The 24,269-nt window shown below is 63.0% G+C and carries 21 protein-coding genes; 19 read left to right on the top strand and 2 right to left on the bottom strand.

Annotation, left to right across the window (positions count from 1 at the left end; all coding sequences use genetic code 11):
- The first annotated feature begins 102 nt into the window (after nucleotides 1-102).
- The 15 genes from AC0QUY_RS17750 (at nucleotide 103) to pal (ending at nucleotide 17,892) form a co-directional block, all read left to right on the top strand.
- Nucleotides 103-528: a YciI family protein gene (locus tag AC0QUY_RS17750; RefSeq protein ID WP_161850122.1), complete on the top strand. Its 426-nt coding sequence runs from the start codon at nucleotides 103-105 to the stop codon at nucleotides 526-528.
- 79 nt (nucleotides 529-607) lie between these two features.
- Nucleotides 608-973 (top strand): hypothetical protein, encoded by a 366-nt coding sequence (locus tag AC0QUY_RS17755; RefSeq protein WP_161850121.1) that lies wholly within the window; start codon nucleotides 608-610, stop codon nucleotides 971-973.
- Nucleotides 974-1,062: 89 nt separating this feature from the next.
- The gene (locus AC0QUY_RS17760) at nucleotides 1,063-1,785 is read left to right on the top strand and encodes a TetR/AcrR family transcriptional regulator (protein WP_475387750.1); all 723 of its coding nucleotides are present in this window, start codon (nucleotides 1,063-1,065) and stop codon (nucleotides 1,783-1,785) included.
- A gap of 109 nt (nucleotides 1,786-1,894) precedes the next feature.
- On the top strand, nucleotides 1,895-2,380 hold the full coding sequence (locus tag AC0QUY_RS17765) for a DUF2852 domain-containing protein (protein WP_475387819.1): 486 nt from the start codon (nucleotides 1,895-1,897) through the stop codon (nucleotides 2,378-2,380).
- Nucleotides 2,381-3,031: 651 nt separating this feature from the next.
- Nucleotides 3,032-4,684 carry an efflux RND transporter periplasmic adaptor subunit gene (locus AC0QUY_RS17770; RefSeq protein ID WP_475387751.1) on the top strand — a complete coding sequence of 551 codons (1,653 nt, stop codon included), beginning with the start codon at nucleotides 3,032-3,034 and terminating at the stop codon, nucleotides 4,682-4,684.
- A 14-nt stretch (nucleotides 4,685-4,698) separates the two neighbouring features.
- Nucleotides 4,699-7,827: an efflux RND transporter permease subunit gene (locus AC0QUY_RS17775; protein WP_475387752.1), complete on the top strand. Its 3,129-nt coding sequence runs from the start codon at nucleotides 4,699-4,701 to the stop codon at nucleotides 7,825-7,827.
- Between the two features lie 65 nt (nucleotides 7,828-7,892).
- Nucleotides 7,893-8,228, top strand: a complete 336-nt coding sequence (locus tag AC0QUY_RS17780) for a hypothetical protein (protein ID WP_475387753.1) — start codon at nucleotides 7,893-7,895, stop codon at nucleotides 8,226-8,228.
- A 197-nt stretch (nucleotides 8,229-8,425) separates the two neighbouring features.
- Complete coding sequence (locus AC0QUY_RS17785; protein WP_475387754.1) at nucleotides 8,426-9,193, top strand: serine acetyltransferase domain-containing protein; 768 nt, start codon at nucleotides 8,426-8,428, stop codon at nucleotides 9,191-9,193.
- Between the two features lie 958 nt (nucleotides 9,194-10,151).
- Nucleotides 10,152-10,865, top strand: coding sequence for a protein TolQ (tolQ, locus tag AC0QUY_RS17790; protein WP_161850115.1), 714 nt, complete (start codon nucleotides 10,152-10,154; stop codon nucleotides 10,863-10,865).
- Between the two features lie 35 nt (nucleotides 10,866-10,900).
- Nucleotides 10,901-11,377 carry a biopolymer transporter ExbD gene (locus tag AC0QUY_RS17795; protein WP_475387755.1) on the top strand — a complete coding sequence of 159 codons (477 nt, stop codon included), beginning with the start codon at nucleotides 10,901-10,903 and terminating at the stop codon, nucleotides 11,375-11,377.
- A 52-nt stretch (nucleotides 11,378-11,429) separates the two neighbouring features.
- On the top strand, nucleotides 11,430-12,317 hold the full coding sequence (locus tag AC0QUY_RS17800; protein WP_475387820.1) for a protein TolA: 888 nt from the start codon (nucleotides 11,430-11,432) through the stop codon (nucleotides 12,315-12,317).
- Nucleotides 12,318-12,352: 35 nt separating this feature from the next.
- A complete protein-coding gene (gene tolB / locus AC0QUY_RS17805; protein ID WP_475387756.1) occupies nucleotides 12,353-13,699 on the top strand; it encodes a Tol-Pal system beta propeller repeat protein TolB in 1,347 nt (448 codons plus the stop codon).
- Between the two features lie 178 nt (nucleotides 13,700-13,877).
- Nucleotides 13,878-16,208, top strand: coding sequence for a putative bifunctional diguanylate cyclase/phosphodiesterase (locus AC0QUY_RS17810; protein ID WP_475387757.1), 2,331 nt, complete (start codon nucleotides 13,878-13,880; stop codon nucleotides 16,206-16,208).
- A gap of 147 nt (nucleotides 16,209-16,355) precedes the next feature.
- Nucleotides 16,356-17,096 (top strand): N-acyl amino acid synthase FeeM domain-containing protein, encoded by a 741-nt coding sequence (locus AC0QUY_RS17815; protein WP_475387758.1) that lies wholly within the window; start codon nucleotides 16,356-16,358, stop codon nucleotides 17,094-17,096.
- 304 nt (nucleotides 17,097-17,400) lie between these two features.
- On the top strand, nucleotides 17,401-17,892 hold the full coding sequence (gene pal, locus AC0QUY_RS17820; protein ID WP_057838504.1) for a peptidoglycan-associated lipoprotein Pal: 492 nt from the start codon (nucleotides 17,401-17,403) through the stop codon (nucleotides 17,890-17,892).
- Nucleotides 17,893-17,940: 48 nt separating this feature from the next.
- Here the strand turns inward: pal and AC0QUY_RS17825 are convergent, their stop codons facing one another.
- Nucleotides 17,941-18,813 (bottom strand): alpha/beta fold hydrolase, encoded by an 873-nt coding sequence (locus AC0QUY_RS17825; RefSeq protein ID WP_475387759.1) that lies wholly within the window; start codon nucleotides 18,811-18,813, stop codon nucleotides 17,941-17,943.
- A 180-nt stretch (nucleotides 18,814-18,993) separates the two neighbouring features.
- On the opposite strand from AC0QUY_RS17825, the gene ybgF reads away from it, so the two are divergent.
- From ybgF to AC0QUY_RS17845, 4 genes are all read left to right on the top strand, one after another.
- On the top strand, nucleotides 18,994-20,133 hold the full coding sequence (gene ybgF, locus AC0QUY_RS17830) for a tol-pal system protein YbgF (protein ID WP_475387760.1): 1,140 nt from the start codon (nucleotides 18,994-18,996) through the stop codon (nucleotides 20,131-20,133).
- A gap of 50 nt (nucleotides 20,134-20,183) precedes the next feature.
- Nucleotides 20,184-21,218, top strand: coding sequence for a tRNA lysidine(34) synthetase TilS (gene tilS, locus AC0QUY_RS17835; RefSeq protein WP_475387761.1), 1,035 nt, complete (start codon nucleotides 20,184-20,186; stop codon nucleotides 21,216-21,218).
- A 266-nt stretch (nucleotides 21,219-21,484) separates the two neighbouring features.
- Nucleotides 21,485-23,407, top strand: a complete 1,923-nt coding sequence (gene ftsH / locus AC0QUY_RS17840) for an ATP-dependent zinc metalloprotease FtsH (protein WP_475387762.1) — start codon at nucleotides 21,485-21,487, stop codon at nucleotides 23,405-23,407.
- Nucleotides 23,408-23,420: 13 nt separating this feature from the next.
- Entirely contained in the window at nucleotides 23,421-23,840 is a 420-nt protein-coding gene (locus AC0QUY_RS17845) for a DUF3052 family protein (protein WP_161850108.1), read from the top strand.
- Between the two features lie 87 nt (nucleotides 23,841-23,927).
- Here AC0QUY_RS17845 and AC0QUY_RS17850 read toward each other — a convergent pair whose 3' ends face one another.
- Nucleotides 23,928-24,125 (bottom strand): hypothetical protein, encoded by a 198-nt coding sequence (locus AC0QUY_RS17850; protein ID WP_161850107.1) that lies wholly within the window; start codon nucleotides 24,123-24,125, stop codon nucleotides 23,928-23,930.
- Between the last annotated feature and the right edge of the window lie 144 nt (nucleotides 24,126-24,269).

The following is a 24,269-nucleotide window of genomic DNA, read 5'->3' on the forward strand; positions in this document are numbered from 1 at the left end:
AATCTCGCTACACAATCTCCAGATTCTCCAGTGCGCAATCGCGCACCGTAGTTCGCGCTTTTGCGTGCCCCGGAATGACGACAACAGAGCAAGGATCCCACCATGCGATTCATGATGCTGATGATTCCCCTCGGCTACGAGACCGCGCCGCCCGACGTCCAGCTCGACCCGGAGCGCGTCAAGGCAATGATGAAGTACAACGAGGCGCTGAAGGAGGCCGGCGTGCTGATCGCGCTCGATGGCCTGCATCCGCCGTCGATGGGCGCGCGGGTTTCCTTCGCCACCGGCAAGCCTGTTGTCACGGACGGCCCGTTCACGGAAGCCAAGGAAGTGCTCGGCGGCTACTGGATGATCAACGTGAAGTCGCGCGAGGAGGCAATCGCCTGGGCGAAAAAATGCCCGGCCAGCGAGAACGAAATCATCGAAATCCGCCAGGTGCAGGAGATCGGCGATTTCTCCGAGGAAGTGCAGCAGGCGGCCGCCGGCTTCGAGGAATTGCAGAAAGGAAATCAACACAGGGCGCGGTGAGTTTTGGCCTGCTTCGAAGCGCAGCCGTCAAGTCGAGAGTCTATCGTCGATCCGTCAACCGCAAGGGAGGAGAAACCTCATGAGCACCAACGACACGTTCCTCGCTGTCTTCCTCGGCAGCAAGACCAGTACGAAAATGGCGGCCTGGAATGCCCTGCCCGAGGCTGAGCGGCACGCCAGGGAGCAGCAGGGGATCGCGGCGTGGAAGGCTTGGGTCGAAAAGCACCAGGCGGCGATCGACGCCATGGGGGGTCCGCTCGGCAGGACCAAGAAGGTCGATTCAAACGGTATTGCTGACATCAGCAACGAAATGGGCGCCTTCACGGTGGTGCGGGCCGCTTCACATGAGGCGGCCGCGAAACTGTTCGAGAACCATCCGCATTTTGCGATCTTTCCGGGCGAGCGGGTGGAGATCATGCCGGTCCTCCCCATCCCGGGCGGTTAAGAAATTGGAATTTTGCGGCGTTCCGTTAACCTTCATGAACGGCGCAAAATAAGTGACCTTTGCGCCTCACTCATGTAAAGATCTTTCACATGAGTTGGCAAAAGGATCGCCACGGCGAGCGTGGCTACCATCACGGCAATCTGAAAGAGGCATTGCTGCAGGCGGCGCTCGATCTGATTTCGCAGAAGGGCCCGGCTGGTTTCACCTTTGCGGACGCGGCGCGGATGGCCGGCGTCAGCCCCGCCGCGCCGTACCGGCATTTCCGCGACCGCGATGAACTGCTGTCCTCGATCGCCCAGCGCGGCTTTGAGCAGTTCGAGGCCTTGCTCACGCAAGCCTGGGACGATGGGCGCCCGGATACCGTCACGGCGTTCGAACGGGTCGGCAAAGCCTATCTGGCGTTTGCCCGCAATGAGCCCGCGTTCTATTCGGCGATGTTCGAATCCGGCATTCCCATCGAAGCCAACCCGACCTTGATGGCCGCGAGCGAACGCGCCTTTGCCCTCATCCGCGCGGCGGCCGAACGGCTGGCGGCGATGTCGCCGCCCGGCGTGCCGCGGCCGCCGGCGATGATGATGGCGTTGCACATCTGGTCGATGGCGCACGGCGTGGCCTCGCTGTTCGGCCGCGGCGATGGCGCGCGGCGCAAATTGCCGATGTCGCCGGAGGACCTCCTGGAAGCGCAGGTGCTGATCTATCTGCGCGGCCTCGGCTTCCCGACCGACCGCCGGGCTTCGGACCAGAAGCCGTCCGGCCCGCCGCCCGTTCCCCCGGCCGGCGGCTCTTCGGGTCCCTGGGGCAACCCCAGATAAATTTTTGCAGCGTGCGGCCAGCTGCGCGCTTGACAAAAACGCGGGATGGTTTAGGTATGTAAATGTTATTTACATTCACAACGGCGTGATCGCCGTCATGGAGAGGGAAATGGCCTACACCGCAGATGTCAATCGATGGCGCGGCCCGACGGAAGAGAACTATCGCCCGAATATGCTTGAGAGCCCCTGGCACCCCGGCTGGATCGTGGTGACCATCCTCGGCTTCATCATCTGGTGGCCGATCGGCCTCGCCCTCCTCTTTTTCACACTAGGGAGCAGAAAGATGGGTTGCTGGAGCCACGGAGACCGCTGGCAGAACAAGATGGAGCGGATGCAGTACAAGATGGACCGGATGCGCAACCGCATGGAGCGCCGTGGTTTCGGCGGCTTCGGCTTCGGCCCGCCCTCGAGCGGCAACCGCGCCTTCGACGAGTACCGCATGGAAACCCTGCGCCGGCTCGAGGAAGAGCAGGTCGAGTTCAGGAATTTCCTCGACCGCCTGCGCCACGCCAAGGACAAAGAAGAGTTCGACCAGTTCATGGCGCAGCACAAGCAGCGCCCGACCCCGCCGAACGACCAGCCGCAGCAGGGCTGAGTGTCAACACTACGTGAAGTTCAGCCGCAGGCGTGATGCCCCCTTGACGCCTGACGGCGGATACAGCCGCCCATCTGCGATGCGCAGGTGGGCGGTTTGTTTTTGTCCGCGCAGACGGCGACCCTCGAACGGTTTGTAATTGCGGTGGCGTCCGTCGTATAATCGACCAATGGTGTTCCTTGGGATGATCCTGCGAATGGTCGGGACGGCGGTCGTTTTGGCCGTGCTGTCGTTTGGTCCATCTGCAGCCTACGCCCATTCGGGCCATCATCAACATCAGGCCGTGCATCACGCGGCTGTTGCATCCATTGCGACGGCAAGCACCGATCACCAGGCCGTTCTCTCCGCCGCAGTGGAGGTGAAGCTGAACCAGGATGGGGATCAGGCATCCCCGGAAAGGCCGTGTCTGGGCGGATGCTGCTCCTCGGCCTCCGGCCCGTGTTGCCCCTCAGGACTTCCAAGCGCCTCACTGTCGATTCCTTATCTGCAGATTGTTTCGCGCCTGAGTTTTCCGCCTTCGCAAGCGGGGATACGCCGCGCGCCGGAATCTTTCGAGCGTCCTCCAAGAACCTCCCTCTGAGTGCCGAATCCGCGTGAGGCGCGCCTGCGTGGCGCGTCTCGCGGCATGAATCTCGAGTGAGGACGACCGCTATGTTTCGAAAGTTTCGGCGCATTTCATGCGCCATCGCCGTTGCCGTTGTTGCGACCTGCGCCACGCTAACGGCCACGCCGGCCCATGAAGGCCATGATCACACGGATGAACCGCAGGCGAGCGTTAGCGCTACGCCGCGCGGCGAAGCCGTCTCCGCAGAGTTTGAACTGGTTGCAGTCGCTCGCGGCGACAGCATCGACATCTATGTCGACCGTTTCGCGACCAATGAGCCGGTAACCGGCGCCAGCCTGGTCGTTGAGACGCCTGCAGGACCTGCCACGCCGAGCGAGCAGCCGGATGGTGCCTATCGGCTGCCGGCACCCTGGCTTTCCAAGGGGGGCCGAACCGATCTTGTCGTTTCGATCACGGCCAAGAACCTGACCGACATCTTGCCGGTTACCATCGAAACGCCACCTCAGAAATCTTCCTCGCCGGTTGCGCATGTCGAATGGTCGGCTGTCCTGCGCACGATTTTGCTCGTCGGCGGCGGCTTCATTGCCGGTCTGCTTGCGGCAGCGGCCGTTCTGCGCCGCCGCCCGGCTCTCGTCGTGCTGGCCTGCATGGCACTCGTCAGCGGAGCGGGAGAAGGAAACGCCCATGAAGGCCATGGTCATGAGGAGGAAAAGGAGCAGGTCGCGATCAGGGCAAATTTAGAGGAGCGTGCCCAACGCCTGTCGGATGGCACGGTGTTCGTTCCGAAGTCCATCCAGCGCATTTTTGCCCTGCGATCGCTGGTGACTGAGAAGGCGCGTCATCCCAAGGTCGCCGAGCTTCCAGGTCGCATCATTCCGGACCCGGCCGCCAGCGGTTACGTGCAATCCGCCGTCGGTGGCAGGCTGTCGGCATCGCCGGACGGTTTTCCCCGTCTCGGCACGCGCGTGAAGCAGGGCGATATCCTGGGCTACGTCACGCCGCCCTTGCAGGCCATCGATCTGTCCGACATGCGCCAGCGTCAGGGTGAGCTGGATCAGCAGATCTCGATCGTGGAGCGGCGCGTGGCGCGCTACGAGCAGCTCGCGGCAGGCGGGGCCGTATCCCGCACCCAGCTTGAGGAGGCCCGCCTTGAGCTCGAGGGCTTGCGCGACCGCCGAGCCTCGATTGAGAAGGCCCGGCGCGAACCCGAACCCCTCGTCGCTCCGGTGGCCGGCGTGATTGCGGAAGGCACCGCGGTCGCCGGACAAATCGTGCAGCCGAGTTCGATCGTGTTCAACATTGTCGATCCGTCGCGTCTCTGGGTCGAAGCATTGAGCTTTGAGACGATCGAAGGCGTCAAGACCGCGCGCGCCACGACCTATTCCGGCAGGAGCTTCGAGCTTGAATATCGCGGCGCCGGCTTTGCCGATCGCAGTCAGTCGGTTCCGGTGCACTTCTCGATCATTGGCGATACCGCCGGCCTGAGGGCAGGACAGTTCCTGACCGTTCTCGTCCCGACTCGGGACGAGAAGGAAGGAATCGCGGTCCCGCGCACCAGCCTCGTCCGCGGCTCGAACGGTCAGGACTTCGTCTATGAGCATGTCGGGCCTGAGCGGTTCGCGCCGAGGAGCGTACGCGCGGAGCCGCTCGACGGCGAGAACGTGTTGATCATGTCAGGCGTTGCGCCCGGCAAACGTATTGTCTCGCAAGGAGCAGAGCTCCTTGAACACGTACGCTGAAGGGAGACGTCGCGATGTTTTCGCTTCTCGTCAGCGCCTCCCTCCGCAACCGGCTGTTCGTGCTGGCCTTGGCGGGCCTCCTCGTGGTTCTCGGCGCCTACACCGCCCGACAACTCCCCGTCGACGTCTTCCCGGACCTCAACCGGCCGACCGTCACGATCATGACGGAGTCCGAAGGCTACGCGCCGCCAGAGGTCGAGCAACTCATCACATTTCCGATCGAAACGCAGATGAACGGCGTTCCCGGTGTCAGCCGCGTTCGTTCGGTTTCGGGAATCGGGCTTTCGATCGTCTACGTCGAGTTCGACTGGGGAACGGATATCTACCGCAACCGGCAGCTCGTGGCCGAGCGTCTGGCCCGTGTGCAAAGCCAGCTTCCCCTCAATGTCACCTCGCAGATCGCCCCGATCAGCTCGATCATGGGGCAGATACTTCTCGTCGCCGTCACCTCGACGACGGCCTCGCCGATGGAAGTGCGCGAGATCGCCGACTTCACGATCAGGCCGCGCCTGCTCGCCATCCCCGGCGTCGCGCAGGTGATCCCGATCGGTGGAGAAGTCAGGCAATATCGGATTGCGCCGCAGCCCTCCGCGTTGCGCGCGCTGTCCGTGACCTACGAACAGCTCGAGCTCGCGCTCGCCCAGTTCGGAACCAATACCGGCGGCGGCTTCACCGACCAGAACGCCCGCGAATACCTGATCCGGAATATCGGGCGAACGACGAGCCTGGAGGATTTGCGCAGCATCGTCGTGGCCACCATCGACGGGCGGCCGGTCTACATGCGTCAGGTCGCCGATGTCGAATTCGCGCCCAAGATCAAGCGCGGCGATGCCGGACACATGAGCAAGCCCGCCGTCATCGTCTCGGTTGAAAAGCAACCCGGCGTCGATACAGTGCGGCTGACCGGTCAGATCGAGCAGGCGCTTTCGGAACTCGAGCCGTCACTTCCGCCTGGCGTCAAGGCTGGCGAAATCGTGTTTCGCCAGGCGGATTTCATCGAGAACTCGCTCCGTAACGTTGGCCGGGTTCTGATTGAGGCGGCGGTTGTCGTCTCGGTCATCCTGTTCGCATTCCTTCTCAATTGGCGTACGACGGCGATCTCGCTGACGGCCATCCCCGTTTCGATCCTGACCACGGCCATCATTTTCAAGCTCTTCGGCCTGTCGATCAACACGATGACGCTCGGCGGACTTGCGATTGCCATCGGTGAGCTTGTCGATGACGCCGTGGTCGACGTCGAAAATATCTTTCGGCGCTTACGGGAAAACCGGGAGCAGGGCAATCCACGGAGCGTGTTCGACGTGGTCGTTGCTGCCTCCAGCGAAGTCCGTTCCGGCATCGTCTATGCGACGACGATCATCGTGCTGGTGTTCGTGCCGCTGTTCGCGCTCTCCGGCGTTGAAGGACGCCTGTTCGCTCCGCTCGGCCAGGCCTACATCATCTCGATCCTCGCAAGCCTCGTGGTCTCGATCACGCTCACGCCGGTCATGGCCTACTACCTGCTGCCGGGCGCCAAACGCATGGCGGAGGGCGAAAGCTGGCTGGTCCGGCAACTCAAGCGTATCAACCACGCCGCACTTGATGCGGCCTTCGCCCGCGGAAAACTTCTGCTGGCGCTGACCTTGATCGCGGTAGCGGCGGCGGGATGGGGCGCATTCCAGCTCAAGCGTGCCTTTCTGCCCGCGTTCAACGAAGGCACGTTCACCATCAACCTCGCCTTCAATCCCGGCGTTTCACTCGCAGAATCGAACCGCGTCGGCGCAATCGCCGAACGGCTGCTGCTGGACGTCCCGGAGGTGATCAGCATCGGCCGAAGGACCGGCCGCGCCGAACTGGATGAGCATGCCGAAGGCGTGCATTCCTCCGAGCTCGATGTCGCCTTGAAGCATTCGGATCGTGCGAAGCCGGACATCGTTGCCGACATCCGTTCACGCCTCGCTGTCCTGCCGCTATCCGTCAACGTTGGACAGCCGATCTCGCATCGGCTCGATCACCTGCTCTCCGGTGTCCGCGCGGAGATCGCCTTGAAGCTGTTCGGCGAGGATCTCGACATCCTTCGCGGTACCGCGGAGGAAATCCGCAGCCGGATCGCCGGTCTGCCCGGCATCAAGGACCTTCAGGTCGAAAAGCAGGTGCGAATCCCCCAGCTTGAAATCCGCGTCAATTATACCCGTGCAGCACTGTACGGCGTTCAGCCGGGCGCGGTGGTCGAGCAATTGTCGCGGCTGTCGAGCGGCCGGGTGATATCGCGCGTCGTCGACGGCTATCGCCGCTTCGATGTTGTCATGCGCCTGCCGGACCGTCTGCGAACCACGGAGAAGCTCGGCGATCTCCTGATCAAGACGCCGACCGGCTGGATACCGGCGCGGCAGATCGCCGATATCACGGAGACCGACGGACCCAATCAGATCCTGAGAGAAAATGGACGGCGGCGCATCGTCATCCTCGCCAATTCGGATGCCAAGGTTGACATGGCGAAGCTGGTCGAGGGGATTCGCGGCGAGCTGCAGGCGACGAGACTGCCACCGGGCGTGACCGCAAGCCTCGAAGGAACATTCCAGGCACAGGAAGAAGCGAGCCGGACCATCGGCATTCTGGCGCTGGTCTCGCTCTCCCTGATCTTCGCGATCCTCTACAGCCGCTATCGGTCCGCGGTGCTGGCGCTGATCATCATGGGCGGCATTCCACTCGCCTTGATCGGATCGGTTGCCGCGCTGGCCATCACCGATCAGCCGCTCTCGGTTGCGAGCCTGGTCGGGTTTGTCACGCTCACCGGCATCGCCGCGCGCAACGGCATCCTCAAGATCAGTCACTACATCAACCTGGCGCTGCAGGACGGCGTGGAATTCGGAAGAGAGCTGGTCATCCGGGGAAGCCTCGAACGGATGACGCCGGTGTTGATGACGGCGCTTTCGGCGGGGGTGGCACTGGTGCCGCTTTTGATTGGCGCCGATGAATCGGGCAAGGAGATTCTCCATCCCGTTGCCGTGACAATCTTCGGCGGCCTCATCAGCGCGACACTGCTCGATACCGTCGTGACGCCGGTGCTGTTCCTGTGGTTCGGGAAAAAGCCGCTTGCGCGTTTGTTGCAACGGCAGGCCGACGACACCGGCAAGGCAACCGCCGCGGCTCACTCCTACTGACGCAAAGCTGAAAAGGAAGAATTCACATGAGACACAAAGCCATTGTCCTTCGTCTTGCGATTCTGATGGCACTGGCGGCCTCGCCGGCCGGCGCTCACTCAGCGAAAGGGCCGCATGGCGGGCGGATGGCGGAAGCAAAGCCTTACCACGCCGAACTCATCACCAACGGCGACAGTGTGGAGATCTTCGTCAGCGACGCCGACGAAAAGCCGATGAATGCCGCCGGATTCAAGGGCGTTGCCATTTTTCAGGTTGACGGCAAGGTGGAGAGGATCGAACTGCGCCTGAGCGAGTCGGGCGCGCTTGCTGGAAAAGCCGGTGTAGCCGTTCCTCAGACCGTCAAGGGGGCTGTTCAGCTTACCGGGCCGGACGGGAAAACGATCAACGCACGTTTCGACTGATCTCATGCACCATTTGCGTCATCGCCGGGCAAAAGCGCGGAGCGCGTCTTCGCGCGAGACGTCTCGGCATCCACGTCTTTCTTGCAGACGCGTAACGAAGGACGTGGATGCCTCTCACAAGGCCGGCATGAACGCGCTGCTGGCGCTTTCTCGCTGATGGCCTATATTGCGCGGGCAGCACTACTTCCGAGGCGGCCATGATTCCAGACGGAACTGCACCGGTTGATCAACTTTGGGAGTCCGTCCGGCGTGAAGCGACGAGCGCGGTGGCACGCGACCCGGTATTCGGCGCGGCGCTGTCATCCGCCATCCTCGATCAGCCCGATTTCGGCAGTGCATTGTCACACCAGCTCGGTGATCGGCTCGGCAAGAGCCCGGCCGATCGGAAGCACGTTGCCCAGCTTGCCCGTGACGCCTTTGCGGCTTCGCCCGACCTGATCGACGCGGCTAGCCGCGATCTGCAAATCATCGCCGTTCACGATCCCGCGAAGACGACGCTGCTGCCGCCGCTGTTGAACTTCAAGGGGTATGTCGCGCTGCAGGCCTTTCGCGTCTCCGGCTGGCTCTGGCGTCAAGGCCGTAACGATCTCGCACTCTTGCTGCAAAGCCTGTCGTCCGATCAGCTTCAGGTCAGCATTCACCCCTCGGCCGTGATCGGCACGTCGGTGTTTCTCGACCACGCCACCGGCATCATCATCGGCGCCTTTGCCGTGATCGGCGACGAGGTGACGATCCTGCAGAACGTCACCATCGGCCGCAAGACTTCGGAGCCGGACCGCGCGCCAAAGATCGGCAGGGGCGTTTATCTCGGCGGCGGCTCGACCATTATCGGCAATGTCAGCATCGGCGATTTCGCCAAGATCGGCGCCGGCGCGGTCGTCGAGCATGACGTGCCGCCCGGCTGCACCGCGGTCGGGGTGCCAGCGCGATTGACCAATTGCCCGGAGCCAAAGGTCTCCGTCTGAGCACGGCCGCGTAGCCCGGGTGAGCGCAGGGTAGGGCAAATCAATTCTGATTTTCCGAAATCGTGTCAAGCCCGGAATCAAAAAATATTCCGCTTAACAGGTTGGGCAAATCAGTCGCATAACTCCGCTCGTCTCACGGCAAGATGAGGGGCGCTTCGCGATCGTCACGAACGTGCGGTGAGATGCGATGGACGCTGATGTCACGACGACGTACGTGACGTGAGGCGTACGGCGAAGTCGTGTGGTTCGGACGCCGCGGTGCTGGCGTTAAGTTCTTAAGAAGCGAAGCTTCTCAGGGATGACGGAGGCAAAAGAGCCGTTCTCCGGGGAGAGCACGAAGTAAGCCGTAAAGCCATTGCGCAGGGAAGGCCGGAGTGTTTCCGCTGTACCTGTATGCTCGTGTGCGTTTTTTGCTATGCGCAACGGCACACGAGACCTCGGGTGCAGCCAGCACCCGGTCTTCCCTGCGCCCTCTCCCAAGAGGGCAGGAAAGAAGATACAAACCTCGGGCGATCAGCGTCGCGAGAATGCGAAACTGTATCCACCCGTCATTGCGGCGTAGAGAGAACTGGCGACTTGCCACCTTGAGGAGGCTACGCTTCGGGCCGCCCGAAAGGTGCGGCTACCGGCCCAGCCATAACCCGGGAACGCCTCGTGGAACCCGGTTCCCGGCCCGTAACCGCCCGGCTTGGCTGGATTTCCGGCTGTTGGATTTCCCTTTGGTAACCTAAAGTTAACCAAGCTTAGCGTCTGGTTAGGGACGGAATGACGCGCGGACAGCCCTCGTTTTGACATGTTGGCAGGGGAAGCAGAGCCCGGCTTTCGGCGGGCCCCCCATGCGACACAAGAGAGGCTTCTCGCGCTGGCGCAAATCGCCGCGCTCGACGCGCGGCTGTGGAACCGGCAGCCATTTGCTCCCGGAGGAATTAGGGACACTTGCGTTGAGAGGATACCGCTTATGAATCCCGCCGACGTGGCGCCGTCAGCTTTGCCGATGATCGCGGCCGATGTGTCGCTGATCTCGCTGTTCATGCAGGCCCACTGGGTCGTCAAAACGGTCATGCTGGGCCTGCTCGCCTGCTCGGTCTGGGTGTGGGCGATCGCGATCGACAAGATTTTCCTTTATTCGCGCACCAAGCGCGCCATGGACCGCTTCGAACAGGCGTTCTGGTCGGGGCAGTCAATCGAGGAGCTTTACCGCGCGCTGTCGGCAAAGCCGACGCAATCGATGGCGGCGTGCTTCGTCGCCGCGATGCGTGAGTGGAAGCGCTCGTTCGAGAGCCAGACGCGCTCCTTTGCCGGCCTGCAGATGCGGATCGAGAAGGTGATGAACGTCTCCATCGCCCGCGAGGTCGAACGGCTGGAGCGGCGGCTCCTGGTGCTGGCGACAGTCGGCTCGGCGGGTCCGTTCGTCGGCCTGTTCGGAACCGTCTGGGGCATCATGTCGAGCTTCCAGTCGATCGCGGCCTCGAAAAACACCTCGCTCGCCGTGGTCGCGCCCGGCATCGCGGAAGCGCTGTTTGCGACCGCTATCGGTCTTATCGCCGCCATCCCCGCGACCATTTTCTACAATAAATTCACGTCCGAGGTGAATCGGCAGGCGCAGCGGCTGGAAGGCTTTGCCGACGAGTTTTCCGCCATCCTGTCCCGCCAGATCGACGAGCGGGCGTGAGGGCCACATGACGAGCGCAGCGTGAGAGCACGATCATGGCGATGAACATGGCAGGTTCGGCAGGCGGTGGCGGTGGACGCCGCGGCCGGCGTCGCGCCGCCGTGATGGCGGAGATCAACGTCACGCCGATGGTTGACGTGATGCTGGTGCTGCTCATCATCTTCATGGTGGCGGCGCCGTTGATGACGTCCAGCATCGATATCGACCTGCCGGTCGCCGGCGGCGGCAGGCAGATCCAGGCCAACGCGCCGCCGCTGACATTGTCGGTCAAGCGCACCGGTGGTGCCTGCAATTCCAACGTCGAGCTTTATCTCGGGGATACGCCGATTCCGGCCAATGAGCTCCTGCCCAAGATAACGGCGATCAAGGAGACCCGGTCCGAGGCCGAGCGCGTGGTATACCTGCGGGGCGACAAGGACGTTTGTTACACGGATATGATGAAGCTATTGGGGTATATTCGGCAGGCGGGGTTCAAGGCGAATATCGTCATCGTGCCGGAGCAGGGCTCCTGAGCATGCAATGGCGTACGATGGCTGACGGGGGAGCGGGATAATTCGGGTGAAGATCAAGGTCGACAAGACGGTGATGGCATCGGTCGCTCTGCACGTCCTCGTGCTGGGGTGGGTGATGCTGTCGTTCTCGACCAAGGCGCTCGAAATTCAGCTGGAAGAGGTCGTGCCCGTCGAGGTCAGTTTGTCCGACCAGCCTGCCAAGGCGATGGCAGGCTTGAAGACCGGCAAGAAGGAAAACCCCAAGCCGCTGGTCGACAAGATCGCCGAAGCGAAGCCGGTCGAGGAGACTGTCGGCAAGATCACCGAGAAGGCGCCTGTGGTGACCGAGACCGCGGCGCCGCCTCAGCCGAAGGTCGAGGAGAAGCCGGTCGAGAAAAAGCCCGATCCGCCGAAGGTCGATCAGATCGGCGACACCATCAAGAAGGAAGAGAAGAAGCCGCCGCCGAAGCCGCCGGTGCAGGCCGCCAAGCCGCCGCCGCCAGAGCCGCCGAAGCAACGGATCGTGGAACGGCACTTCGATCAGAACCAGATCGCGGCCCTGCTCGACAAGCGTGATCCGACGCGCCAGGCCACGGCCGGCGATACGCTGAATTCCAATGCCGCCCTCGGCACGGCGAAGGGGTCGGCTGCGAGCAATTCGGCGAATTGGCAGAGCGCATTCATGCAACGCGTCCGCCAATGCTTTAACTTTCCCTACAATGGCGTTGATGTCGACGCGTACTTCGCCGACATCGATATCCCTATGAAGCCGGACGGCACGCTCGGTGGCCAGCCGGTCGTCCAGCGGACGTACGGTCCTGCTTCCGGAGTCGCAAAGGCGATGGCCGACAACGCAGTTCGCGCGATCGTTCAGTGTGCGCCCTACACATCCTTGCCGAAAGAGCAGTATGCCTCGTGGAAACTCATTGAAACGCGGTTTGGCCTGAAGGAATTCAGATGAACTGCACCCGTGGGACGAATTTTTACGGCGAACCGATGGAAAAAAAGAAACTGTATACGCGACGTCAACTCATGAGATTCGGCGCCGGCCTCGCTGGCGCTGCAACCATCTGGTCTCGCGAACAGGCTTTCGCGCAATCCCAGTCCCGGTTGCAGATCAATCCTAACGAGTTCAGGCCGATCGTTATCGCGATCCCCAATTTCGTGGCGGGCACGCCTGGAGACGCCGAGGTCGGCGTCGGCGTATCGCAGGTCATCACCAACAATCTCAAACGCAGCGGGCTGTTTGCGCCGATCGATCAGGCCGCCTTCATCGAGCGCATCACCAATATCGACACCGCGCCGCAATTCCCGAGCTGGAAGCAGATCGACGCGCAGAACCTGGTAACCGGCCGCATGACGCGGCAGGGCGACGGCCGGCTGAAGGCGGAATTCCGCCTCTGGGACGTCAACCAGCAGCAGCAGCTCACCGGCCAGCAATACTTCACCTCGCCGGAATATTGGCGGCGCATCGCCCACATCATTTCTGACCAGATCTACGAGCGTCTGACCGGCGAGAAGGGCTATTTCGACAGCCGCGTCGTATTCGTCGACGAGACCGGATCGAAGGAGCGCCGCGTCAAGCGGCTGGCACTGATGGATCAGGACGGCGCCAACGTTCGCTATCTCACCAAGGGCTCCGACCTGGTGCTGACGCCGCGCTTCTCGCCGTCGACGCAAGAGATCACCTACATGGAGTTCGGCCAGGGCGATCCGCGCGTCTATCTGTTCAACGTCGAGACCGGGCAGCGCGAGATCGTCGGCAACTTCCCCGGCATGTCGTTCTCGCCGCGGTTCTCGCCGGATGGTCAGCGCATCATCATGAGCCTGCAGCAGGGCGGCAACTCGAACCTGTTCGTGATGGACCTGCGCTCGAAATCGACGACGCGGCTGACCGATACGCCGGCGATCGACACCTCGCCGTCCTATTCGCCTGACGGCAGCCGGATCTGTTTCGAATCCGATCGCGGCGGCAAGCCGCAGATCTACGTGATGCCGGCCAATGGCGGCGGCGCGCAGCGCATCTCGTTCGGCGAGGGCAGCTACTCGACGCCGGTCTGGTCGCCGCGCGGCGACTACATCGCCTTCACCAAGCAGGGCGGCGGCGCATTCGCCATCGGTATCATGAAGACCGACGGTTCGGGCGAACGCATCCTCACCTCCGGCTTCCACAATGAGGGGCCGACGTTTGCGCCGAACGGGCGGGTCGTCATGTTCTTCCGCGATCCCGGCGGCAGCGGCGGGCCGTCGCTGTACACGGTCGACATCTCAGGTCGTAACGAATTGCGGGTGCCAACGCCCGGTTTCGCCTCCGACCCCGCATGGTCGCCGCTATTGTCCTGATGGAACCCGCTCGCGCGGGAGCACCATCGCTAATCGGCAAACATTGCCTAGCCCGCTGATTTTGCGGGCAAATTTTTTCGTTTACCAATCGATAGCAATGTCTCGCTAACGATGTTCCCTCAGAAAGACTTCACCTGCGATAGGTACAACGTCTAATCCCAAAGGACGTGCGCCCGAAATGCAGCTTGCCGATCAGCGAGAATTACCCGAGCAGGAGACACCGCCGTCCATCCGCGCGGCGTTGATCGATTCGCTCTTCGAAACTCCGGGCACGGTGCATGTGGGCATCGTCTTCGCGACGATCACCGCGGCCATGACCGCGCTGAAGACCGGAAGCGATCTCATCTGGGCCTGTGTCGCGCTTCTCGCCCTTGCCGGCGTTGTCCGGGCGATCGATTTGCAGCTCTACCAGTCGCGCAAATCGACCCTCACTGCCGATGGTGCTGCGTTGTGGGCGACGCGCTACCAGGTCGGGGCAATGATCCAGGCCGTTGCGATCGGAATATGGTGCAGCACCACGCTGTTGAGCACTGACGATGCTGTGGCCCACATGATTGCTCTGTCCGTGACGATCGGACTCCTCGCCGGCGGCGCGGGCAGGGCCTATGGACGGCAGTGGATATTCAGGCTGCAGCTTCTCCTTGCCCTGGGTACGACGGTGATCGCGCTGGCGGTGCGCGGCACGCCCTATTACGTCGCCATGTCGGTCGTCACCGCCGTGTTCCTCGTGACTCTCATCAAACTCTCGGCCAACCTGCACAGAATTTTCATGCAGGCGCTTGTGGCACGCGAGCGCGAAGCGGCGCTGGCAGGCCAGTTCGATACCGCGCTGAACAACATGCCACACGGACTGTGCATGTTTCGCGCCGATGGCCGGCTTGCGGTGATGAATCACCGCTTCAGCAAGATGATGAATTTGGCCGACGACTTCGTGCAGCGAGACGCCAACGTATCCGAGATCTGCCTGGCCTGCGTCGCAGCTGGAGCGATTTCGGCGGCAAGCGCCGATCTTATTCTGCAGCAGGTCGAGTACTCCCGCGCCAGCGACATCGTGACGACCGATCCGGATTTCAACAAGAACCGGGCGCTGTCCTGGACCTTTCAGCCGATGGCCGACGGCGGCACCGTCATGCTGGTGGAGGACATCACCGAGCGCAAGGATGCGGAAGCCAGGATCAGCCATCTGGCGCGCTACGATGAACTCACCGAGCTGCCCAACCGGGTCAATTTCCGCGACGAAATCGGCCATCTTCTGGCGGTTCAGCAGGGCGCCGAACAATTGTCGGCGCTGTTGTTCGTCGACCTCGACCAGTTCAAGCAGGTCAACGACACGCTCGGCCATCCCTGCGGCGATCAGCTATTGTGCGCGGTGGCCGATCGGTTGCGCGAGATGTTGCGGCCGGAGGATTTCGTGGCGCGCTTCGGCGGCGACGAGTTCGTGGTGTTCCAGCAGAACATCCATTCGCCCGAGGACGCGGCCGGCCTTGCCCGTCGCATCGTCGATCGCCTGAGCGAGCGCTACAAGATCGACAATCATCTGGTGGAGATCGGTGCCAGCGTCGGCATCGCGATGACCTCGCGTGGCGTCAGCGCCGACACGCTGTTGAAGAATGCCGACATGGCGCTGTATCGCGCCAAGGCCGACGGCCGCGGCACCTTCTGCTTCTTCCGGGACGAGATGGCGCAGGTCGTCGAATCCCGCCGCATCCTCGAACTGGACCTGCGCAAGGCGCTGGCCAACGAGGAGTTCGAACTGTTCTTCCAGCCGCTGGTCAATCTCAAATCGGGCCGGATATCCACCTGCGAGGCGCTGCTGCGCTGGAATCATCCGGTTCGCGGCACGGTGTCGCCGACCGACATCATTCCGATCGCCGAGGATATGGGCCTGATCGTCGATCTCGGCCGATGGATTCTGCGCAAGGCCTGCATGGAATGCATGAAGTGGCCCGAAGGCGTCAGCGTCGCCGTCAACTTCTCCCCGCAGCAATTCCACCAGCGCGACGTGTTGAGCGAAGTTCGCTACGCGCTCGAAGTCTCCGGCCTGCCGGCGAACCGGCTTGAAATCGAGATCACCGAATCCTCGCTGCTGCGTAACACGCAGGTGACGCATGACGTGCTGTCGCAATTGCATTCGCTCGGCGTGCGGATCTCGCTCGACGACTTCGGCACCGGCTATTCGAGCCTGAGCTATTTGCACAACTTCCCGTTGCAGAAAGTGAAGATCGACCGCTCCTTCCTGGAAGGGATCGACACCGACCGTCCGCTGACGCTGCTGCGCGGCGTGGCGCGGCTGTCAGCCGATCTTGGAATGTCGGTCGTGGTCGAGGGCATCGAGACCAACGAGCAGCTCGAGCTGATCAGCGCCGATGGTGCGGTGACCGAGGCCCAGGGCTATTTGTTCAGCCCGCCGGTGCCCGCTGTCCGGGTCCGCCAATTGCTGAATGCCTCGCACGGCCGTCGCTCGCCGGACGACCAGCTTCGCGCGATCGCCTCGCGATCGATCGCCTGATATCCCCGCAAAACTACGGATCATCGCTCACATTGGGTAGCCCGGCAGGCTTAACCCTAACGGAGTGATTCGTTTGCAAAGCATTAAGAAGCTGTTAAGCTTTTTCGCGCTCGCACAGGTTGTTTGAGTGTTTTCAAGGAGTATTGGATGAAGTCCGGAGTCGAAACGCGTGCTTCGCACTCTGTCTGGGGATCACGGCTCCTTGATCGCGTCGAATACCGGCTTGTCGAAACTGCCGAGGAAAAAGATCGCATCTCTTCGTTGCGTTACAGAGCCTATCTGAATGGCGGATTGATCCCGCCTTCAGAGTCTGAGCGCGTCCACGATCCCTATGATGATGCTCCCAACGCCCGGACGTTTGGAATTTATATTGACGGAGAACTCTGCAGCTCTGTTCGCCTCCATGTCCTGACGTCGGAATGGCGGATGTCTCACACAACCGATTTGTTCGGCGATGTGCTGCACCCTCGACTCGATAAAGGCGAAGTTTTCGTCGATCCATCGCGCCTGGCTGCAGACCCGGAAAAAGCCGGGCGGTTTCCGGAACTTCCCTACCTGACGGTGCGGCTGGGCTATATGGCGTGCGCTTATTTCAACGCCGACACCGGGCTGGCGCTCGTTCGCGCCGAGCATCAGGCATTCTACCGCCGAGTCTTTTTGCAGGAGGCCATCGCCGAACCGCGTCCGATTCCGATCATCTCGCACAAGGTGGCCTTGATGGCCTGCGATTTCGGGGCCGTGCGGGATAAGGTATTGGCGCGTTTTCCCATCATGCGTTCGACGTCCGCCGAGCGTCGAATGCTGTTTGAGCGCGACGGCGAGCGACATTCGTCGCCGCACGGCGTTGTTACTTCCTTCGAGCGGCCCTCGATCGTTCTGACTTCCTGACGGCGAACCCAGAACCGGCTGCGCGCACGCCGCCGCGGATTCTCCGGCCGCGGCGCTTTATGTCCCGAGCTGCCGGTCCGTCCAGCGACGCGGAACTACCAAATCCGGTGATTTCGGCCGGTACGCCCTTGCCTTCACCGTCGCGCCACATTTACAAACCATTAACTATCGCGGTCGCTTTTCGCGGTTTGTCGGCATTTGATCGAGCCTGGCAAGGTTCCATCAAGGTTGACGGAACGTTCGCTTAACCATCGACCTGTAGACCGGATAACAGTCGAAAAACGTGAGCGTTGGAGGCTCCGGAATGAAATATCAGATGCGTATCCTCCAGGGATGGAAGCTGGCGGCTGTGGTCGCTGTGGCGCTGTCGATGGGCGCCTGCGCCAAGAACAACGTCGGCGCCGACGGCGCGATGGCGAGCGCGGCCACCCCGGGCAGCCAGCAGGACTTCGTGGTCAATGTCGGCGACCGCGTGTTCTTCGAGAGCGACCAGACCGATCTGAGCCCGCAGGCGATCGCGACCCTGGAGAAGCAGGCGCAGTGGCTGCAGACCTACAACCGCTATTCCTTCACCATCGAAGGCCATGCCGACGAGCGCGGCACCCGCGAATACAACATCGCGCTCGGCGCCCGCCGTGCCCAGTCGGTGCGCAGCTATCTCGCCTCGCGCGGTATCGATCCGAACCGCATGCGCACCATCTCCTACGGCAAGGAGCGTCCGGTCGCTGTCTGTAACGACATCTCCTGCTGGTCGCAGAACCGGCGCGCCGTCACGGTGCTGAACGCTGGCGCCTGACGAGTTCGACCTTACAGAGTTTCAAGCCGGCGCCTTCGGGCGCCGGTTTCATTTTGGGCGCAAGATGAAATCCCGGATCGCGGCCAGGGTGCGTTCGGGCGCGTCCTGTATGCAGGCGTGCCGGCAGTCAGCGAACCGTTCGAACCGCACCAGATGCGGCGGCAGCGCGGCTGCGATGTCGGCTTGGCTCTCGATCGGGTGAATGGGATCGTCTTCGCCGCCGAGCACCAGCGTCGGGCACTGGATGCGATCCAGGTCGGGGAAGAAATTGTAGCTGTGACTCTCGCCGCCGGGCCGGGTGAACCATTGCAGCACCTGCGGCCGGTTGATGGCGCGGCGTCCCATGTCGGGGTTGCGCGGGACGCGCGTGTAATGTGGCATCGCCAGCCGCACCCAGGCCTCTACCGAAGCCTGGTCTGGATGGCCCCGTTCTTCCAGCAGGCGACGCCGCGCCAGCGCGCCGACCTCCGGTCCGCCGAAGCGTTCGAACAACTCGACCCGCCGCTCGAGATATTCGTCGCCGGCGGCGGCGGTACTGACCAGGACCAGTTTCGAAGCATGGGTTGGATGGCGCGTCGCGTAGGCCAGCGCCACCATGCCGCCGAATGAGGCGCCCAGCACGATCGGGTCGGCGATGCCGAGCACCTCGCAGAACGTGCGCACGTCGTCGCCCCATTGTGCCAGGGTCCAGCCCTCTCGTGGGCCGTCCTCGCTGCGGCCGTTGCCGCGATGGTCGAGATAGACGATCTGGGCGACGTCGGCCAAGGCGGAGTAGGCTGGCTTGTAAATCGAATGATCGAAGCCTGGACCGCCGTGGAGGAGCAGCAAGGTGGGCTTTTCCTGCATGGTGGGCCCATCCGGGACCAGCTTCGCCCCCTCGACATCGAAGAACAGGCGCACTTCGTTCACGGATACGTGCATGAGTGGGTTTCCCTCGATTTGTGAACGGTCCGCCGGGCTGGGCGGCTTGTCTTGAAGGAGATACTAAACCATACCGGAACCCGGCGTCCGGATTCGGAAATGCCAGTCACAATTCCGGCGTACTCGCTCTCTCAATGTGTTCTGCTTTCGTTTGACACGCGACTTCGTCATCAGGGCAAAATGTCATCCAGATTCCTCAATGCTACCGGCGCCGCGGCGATGGCCGCGATGCTGGCTTTGTCCGTGCAGTCCTCGTCCGCACAGATCACGTTCCCATGGGAGCGTTCACCGCAAGGCCCCCCGCAGGGCCAGATGCAGTCCGATGACGCCGATCTGGAGATGCGGATCCAGCGGCTGGAAAATCAGCTCCGGCAACTGACCGGCCAGAACGAGGAGCTGCAATACCGCAACCGCCAGCTCGAAGAGCGGCTGCGCCAGCTAGGCGCCGCGCCGCCGGCTCCGGGCGGCCAGCCTCCGCAGGCGCAGCCCAGCGTGGCCGCCGCTCCTCCAGTGCAGCCCGGCCCGCCCCAGGGGCAACAGCAACAGGGCTATCCGCAGCAAGCCTACCCGCAGCAGGGGCCTCGTCAGCCGCAGGGTTACCCGCAGGCACAGCCCGGCTATGACCAGCAACCGCAGATCGCCTCGCCCGCGCCGATCGCGCAGGACCCGGCTGCACCGCAGGCAGGCGGCCGCCGCCGTGGCGATGCGTTCGATCCGAGCCAGAATCCCAACGCCCCCGGTGCGCCGCGCGCGCTCGGCGGCGGCCAGATGCCGATCTCGAATGAAGCTTCCGTCGGCGCGCCAGGCGGCCGCGGACCTGGTGAGCCGCTCAATCTCGGCGGTCCGCGCGATGCCGGCGCCCCGCCGCCCGCAGCCGCGCCGCAGCGTGGCCCCGGTCCGGGCGCCAGCGCCGCATTGACTACGCTGCCGCCCTCGGCCACGTCGAAGGACGAGTTCGATCTCGGCATCGGCTACATGCAGCGCAAGGATTATGCGCTGGCCGAAGAGACCATGAAGAACTTTTCCCAGAAATACCCAAGCGATCCGCTGATCGGTGATGCGCAATACTGGCTCGGCGAGAGCTATTTCCAGCGCCAGCAATATCGCGACGCCGCCGAAACCTTCCTCGGCGTGACCACCAAGTTCGACAAGTCGGGGAAAGCGCCCGACGCGCTGCTGCGGCTCGGCCAGTCGTTGGCGGCGCTGAAGGAAAAGGAAGCCGCCTGCGCGGCGCTCGGCGAGGTGACGCGGAAATATCCGCGTGCATCTGCCGGCGTCAAAGCCGCCGTCGATCGTGAGCAGAAGCGGGTTAAGTGCTAAAGCATAAGCCGGTCGAGGCCGCCGTCGGCCTCGAATAGACTGGCGATGCCATGACTGACGACGACCACGCGCCGATCTCGGTACAGCAAGCGAAACACCTGTTCGCGCCCTGGAAGGCTGCGTCCGCGCTCGTGCTGGCGGTGTCCGGCGGCCCCGACTCCCTTGCGCTCCTGTGGCTTGCCGCCCGCTGGCGCCGCGCCGCAAGGCGCGGGCCGCGATTGATCGCCGTCACCGTCGACCATGGTCTGCGGGTCGAGGCCGCGCGCGAGGCGCGTGACGTCAAGCGCCTCGCACGCACGCTCGATGTGCCCCATCGCACGCTGCGCTGGACCGGACCCAAGCCAAAGACCGGCCTGCCGGCCGCAGCCCGCGCGGCGCGCTATCGCCTGCTGGCGAAAGCGGCTCAGGCGAGCGGCGCCACGCACATTCTCACCGCGCACACCCGCGACGACCAGGCCGAGACGCTGTTGATGCGGATGCTGCGCGGCAGCGGCATCGCTGGCCTCGCGGCGATGGCGCGCGAGAGCGAGCGCGAGGGCGTATGGCTGGCGCGGCCGTTGCTCGACATTCCGAAGTCCCGACTCGTTGCGACACTGGACAAGGCGAAGATCGCGTTTGCCGACGATCCCACCAATCGCGACATGAGCTTCACGCGACCGCGGTTGCGCGCATTGATGCCAGCTCTGGCCGAGGAGGGCGGCGACAGCCGAAATCTGGCGCGGCTGGCATCGAGACTGGCGCGGGCGAATGCCGCGATCGAAGTGCTGGCCGACGGCGCCGAGCGCTATCTCGCGTTGAGAGATCGCGACGATGCCGCGCGTTTCGGCTTCGATGCCGGCGCGTTTGCCGGTCTGCCCGAGGAGATCCGGCTGCGGCTGCTCAAGCGCGCCATCGACCGGGCCGGTTACGAAGGGCCGGCGGAACTCGGCAAGCTCGAGGCGCTGCTGGCGGTACTGGACAACGCCATTGCAAACGGCGAGAAGCAGACAAGGCTGAAACAGACGCTTGCCGGGGCGGCAATCAGCCTGATCGAAGGCCGGATTCATGTTAATCCAGCGCCGCCGCGCCGGGGTAGCCGAGCCTGAGAAGCGTCCCCATATCGAAATATCAGCGATATCGGGGACGAAGAGCCTTAACCACCCGGGAAAAACCCTGATTTCTGCGTCATTTTTTGACCGGGAATCGCGTTAAGATGCGTTAAATAGTCCTGAGTGGTTCCCTTGGCATTGACCCGGGCGCCACCTAAATTGGGTGCAGTGGACCGGGGATTCTCGCCTCACTACCCAAGGAATACTCAAGGTCACTGCCAAGGACATAGGGCCGCGATCCGCGCGACCACGAAGGAAGATCAATGAACGCCAATCTGCGCAACTTCGCCCTCTGGGTCATCATTGTATTGCTGCTATTGGCATTGTTCACGCTCTTCCAGAATCCGGGTCAGCGCACGTCCTCGCAGGACATCTCGTTCTCGCAGCTGTTGAGCGAGGTCGAGCAGAACCGCGTGCGCGACGTCGTGATCCAGGGGCCGGAAATCCACGGCACTTTCACCAACGGCTCCTCGTTCCAGACCTATGCGCCGAACGACCCGACGCTGGTCAAGCGCCTCTATGACGGCAAGGTCTCGATCACCGCGAAGCCGCCCGGCGACAACGTGCCGTGGTTCGTCTCGCTGCTGGTCTCCTGGCTGCCCTTCATCGCGCTGATCGGCGTGTGGATCTTCCTGTCGCGGCAGATGCAGGGCGGCGCCGGCAAGGCGATGGGCTTTGGCAAGTCACGCGCCAAGATGCTGACGGAGGCCCACGGCCGCGTCACCTTCGAGGATGTCGCCGGCGTCGACGAGGCCAAGCAGGACCTGCAGGAGATCGTCGAATTCCTCCGCGATCCCGGCAAATTCCAGCGCCTCGGCGGACGGATTCCGCGCGGCGTGCTGCTGGTCGGCCCTCCCGGCACCGGCAAGACGCTGATCGCGCGTGCGGTCGCCGGCGAAGCCAACGTTCCGTTCTTCACCATCTCGGGTTCGGACTTCGTCGAAATGTTCGTCGGCGTCGGCGCTTCCCGCGTCCGCGACATGTTCGAGCAGGCAAAGAAGAACGCGCCCTGCATCATCTTCATCGACGAAATCGATGCGGTCGGCCGTCATCGCGGTGCTGGTCTCGGCGGCGGCAATGACGAGCGCGAACAGACGCTCAACCAGTTGCTGGTCGAGATGGACGGTTTTGAAGCCAATGAAGGCGTGATCCTGATCGCGGCGACCAACCGGCCCGACGTGCTCGATCCCGCGCTGCTGCGTCCCGGCCGCTTCGACCGTCAGGTCGTGGTGCCGAACCCGGATGTCGTTGGCCGCGAACAGATCCTCAAGGTTCACGTCCGCAAGGTGCCGCTGGCGCCGGATATCAACCTCAAGACCATCGCGCGCGGCACCCCGGGCTTCTCGGGCGCCGACCTGATGAACCTCGTCAATGAGGCCGCGCTGACGGCCGCCCGCCGCAACAAGCGGATGGTGACGCAGGCCGAGTTCGAGGAAGCAAAAGACAAGGTGATGATGGGCGCCGAGCGCAAGTCGCTTGTCATGACCGAGGAAGAGAAGCTGCTGACGGCTTATCACGAGGGCGGTCACGCCATCGTCGGCCTCAACGTCGTCGCCACCGATCCGATCCACAAGGCCACGATCATTCCGCGCGGCCGTGCGCTCGGCATGGTGATGCAGTTGCCCGAGCGCGACAAGCTGTCGATGTCGCTGGAGCAGATGACCTCGCGGCTCGCCATCATGATGGGCGGCCGTGTCGCGGAAGAACTGATCTTCGGCCGCGAGAAGGTCACCTCGGGCGCCGCCTCCGACATCGAGCAGGCGACGCGCCTGGCCCGCATGATGGTGACGCGCTGGGGCCTGTCGGAAGAACTCGGCACCGTGTCCTACGGCGAAAACCAGGACGAGGTGTTTCTGGGCATGTCGGTGTCGCGCACGCAAAATGCGTCGGAAGCGACCGTCCAGAAGATCGACAAGGAGATCAAGCGGCTGGTCGAGGAAGGCTACAACGAGGCCACCAAGATCCTCACCGAGAAGCGCGAAGACCTCGAGACGCTGGCCAAGGGCCTGCTCGAATTCGAGACGCTGAGCGGCGACGAAATCATCGACCTGTTGAAGGGCAAGAAGCCCAACCGCGAGTCGGTGCTGGAGCCGAGCACCCCGCGCGCTTCCGCCGTGCCTCCCGCCGGCAAGCCGCGCCCGCGTCCCGATCCGGACCCCGGTCTGGAGCCGCAGCCGCAGGCGTAACGGACGTAGATCGATGGCCGGTTATTCCGGCAAACCGGTTGTGCAAAAGCTCGGCATCAAGCCGGGCTTTTGTATTTTCACGGTTGGGCTGTCGTGCGCTTATGGCGATGTCGTCGGCGAATTGCCCGATGGTGTGACGATCAGGCCCCGGCTCAAGGCGCCGCTCGACATGGTGCATCTGTTCGCGACCGAGGCGAAAGGGTTCGCCACGAAATTGCGGAGCTACCGCGCCGCGATCGAACCCGACGGAATGATATGGGTATCGTGGCCGAAGAAGGCGTCCGGCGTTGCGACCGATCTGACGGAAAACATCATCCGCGACACCGCGCTGCCGCTTGGCCTCGTCGACATCAAGGTCTGTGCGATTGACGATACCTGGTCCGGATTGAAATTCGTGATCCCCAAGGACCAGCGAGCCAAGCAGACGAAGTAGTTGTTCGTCCGTTAAATACAGCGAGTATCCCATCGCGTTGCCAGCGATGAGCGGTTCGACGAGTTGTTGACCGCGAGTTGACGCGTGTCACGCTTTTGGTTCGGCGCCAAGATGCACGGCCAGGATATGTTCCGGCGTCTCCGTGACGTCGATCGTCTGTCCGTCGCCGCCGACAAAGGCGAGCACGGTGCGCTCGCCGTCGCGGGACATGCTGCCGACCAGCGCGATGTTGATGTGGATGGGCTGTCCCGTCTCGAACCTCGTGCATTCAATCCAGAAGCGCATGGTGGTCTCCTTCGATCTCATAAGAGCACGCAGTAGGTGCGCTGAGCTGGCAGCAGGGGAGCAATGCGTGCTCCCTCCGCTCGTCGTCCCCGCCTGGTGCGCAATTGCGCACGGGCGCGTGGACCCAGACCGCGTGATCTATCG

The sequence above is a fragment of the Bradyrhizobium sp. WYCCWR15520 genome (assembly GCF_056174665.1).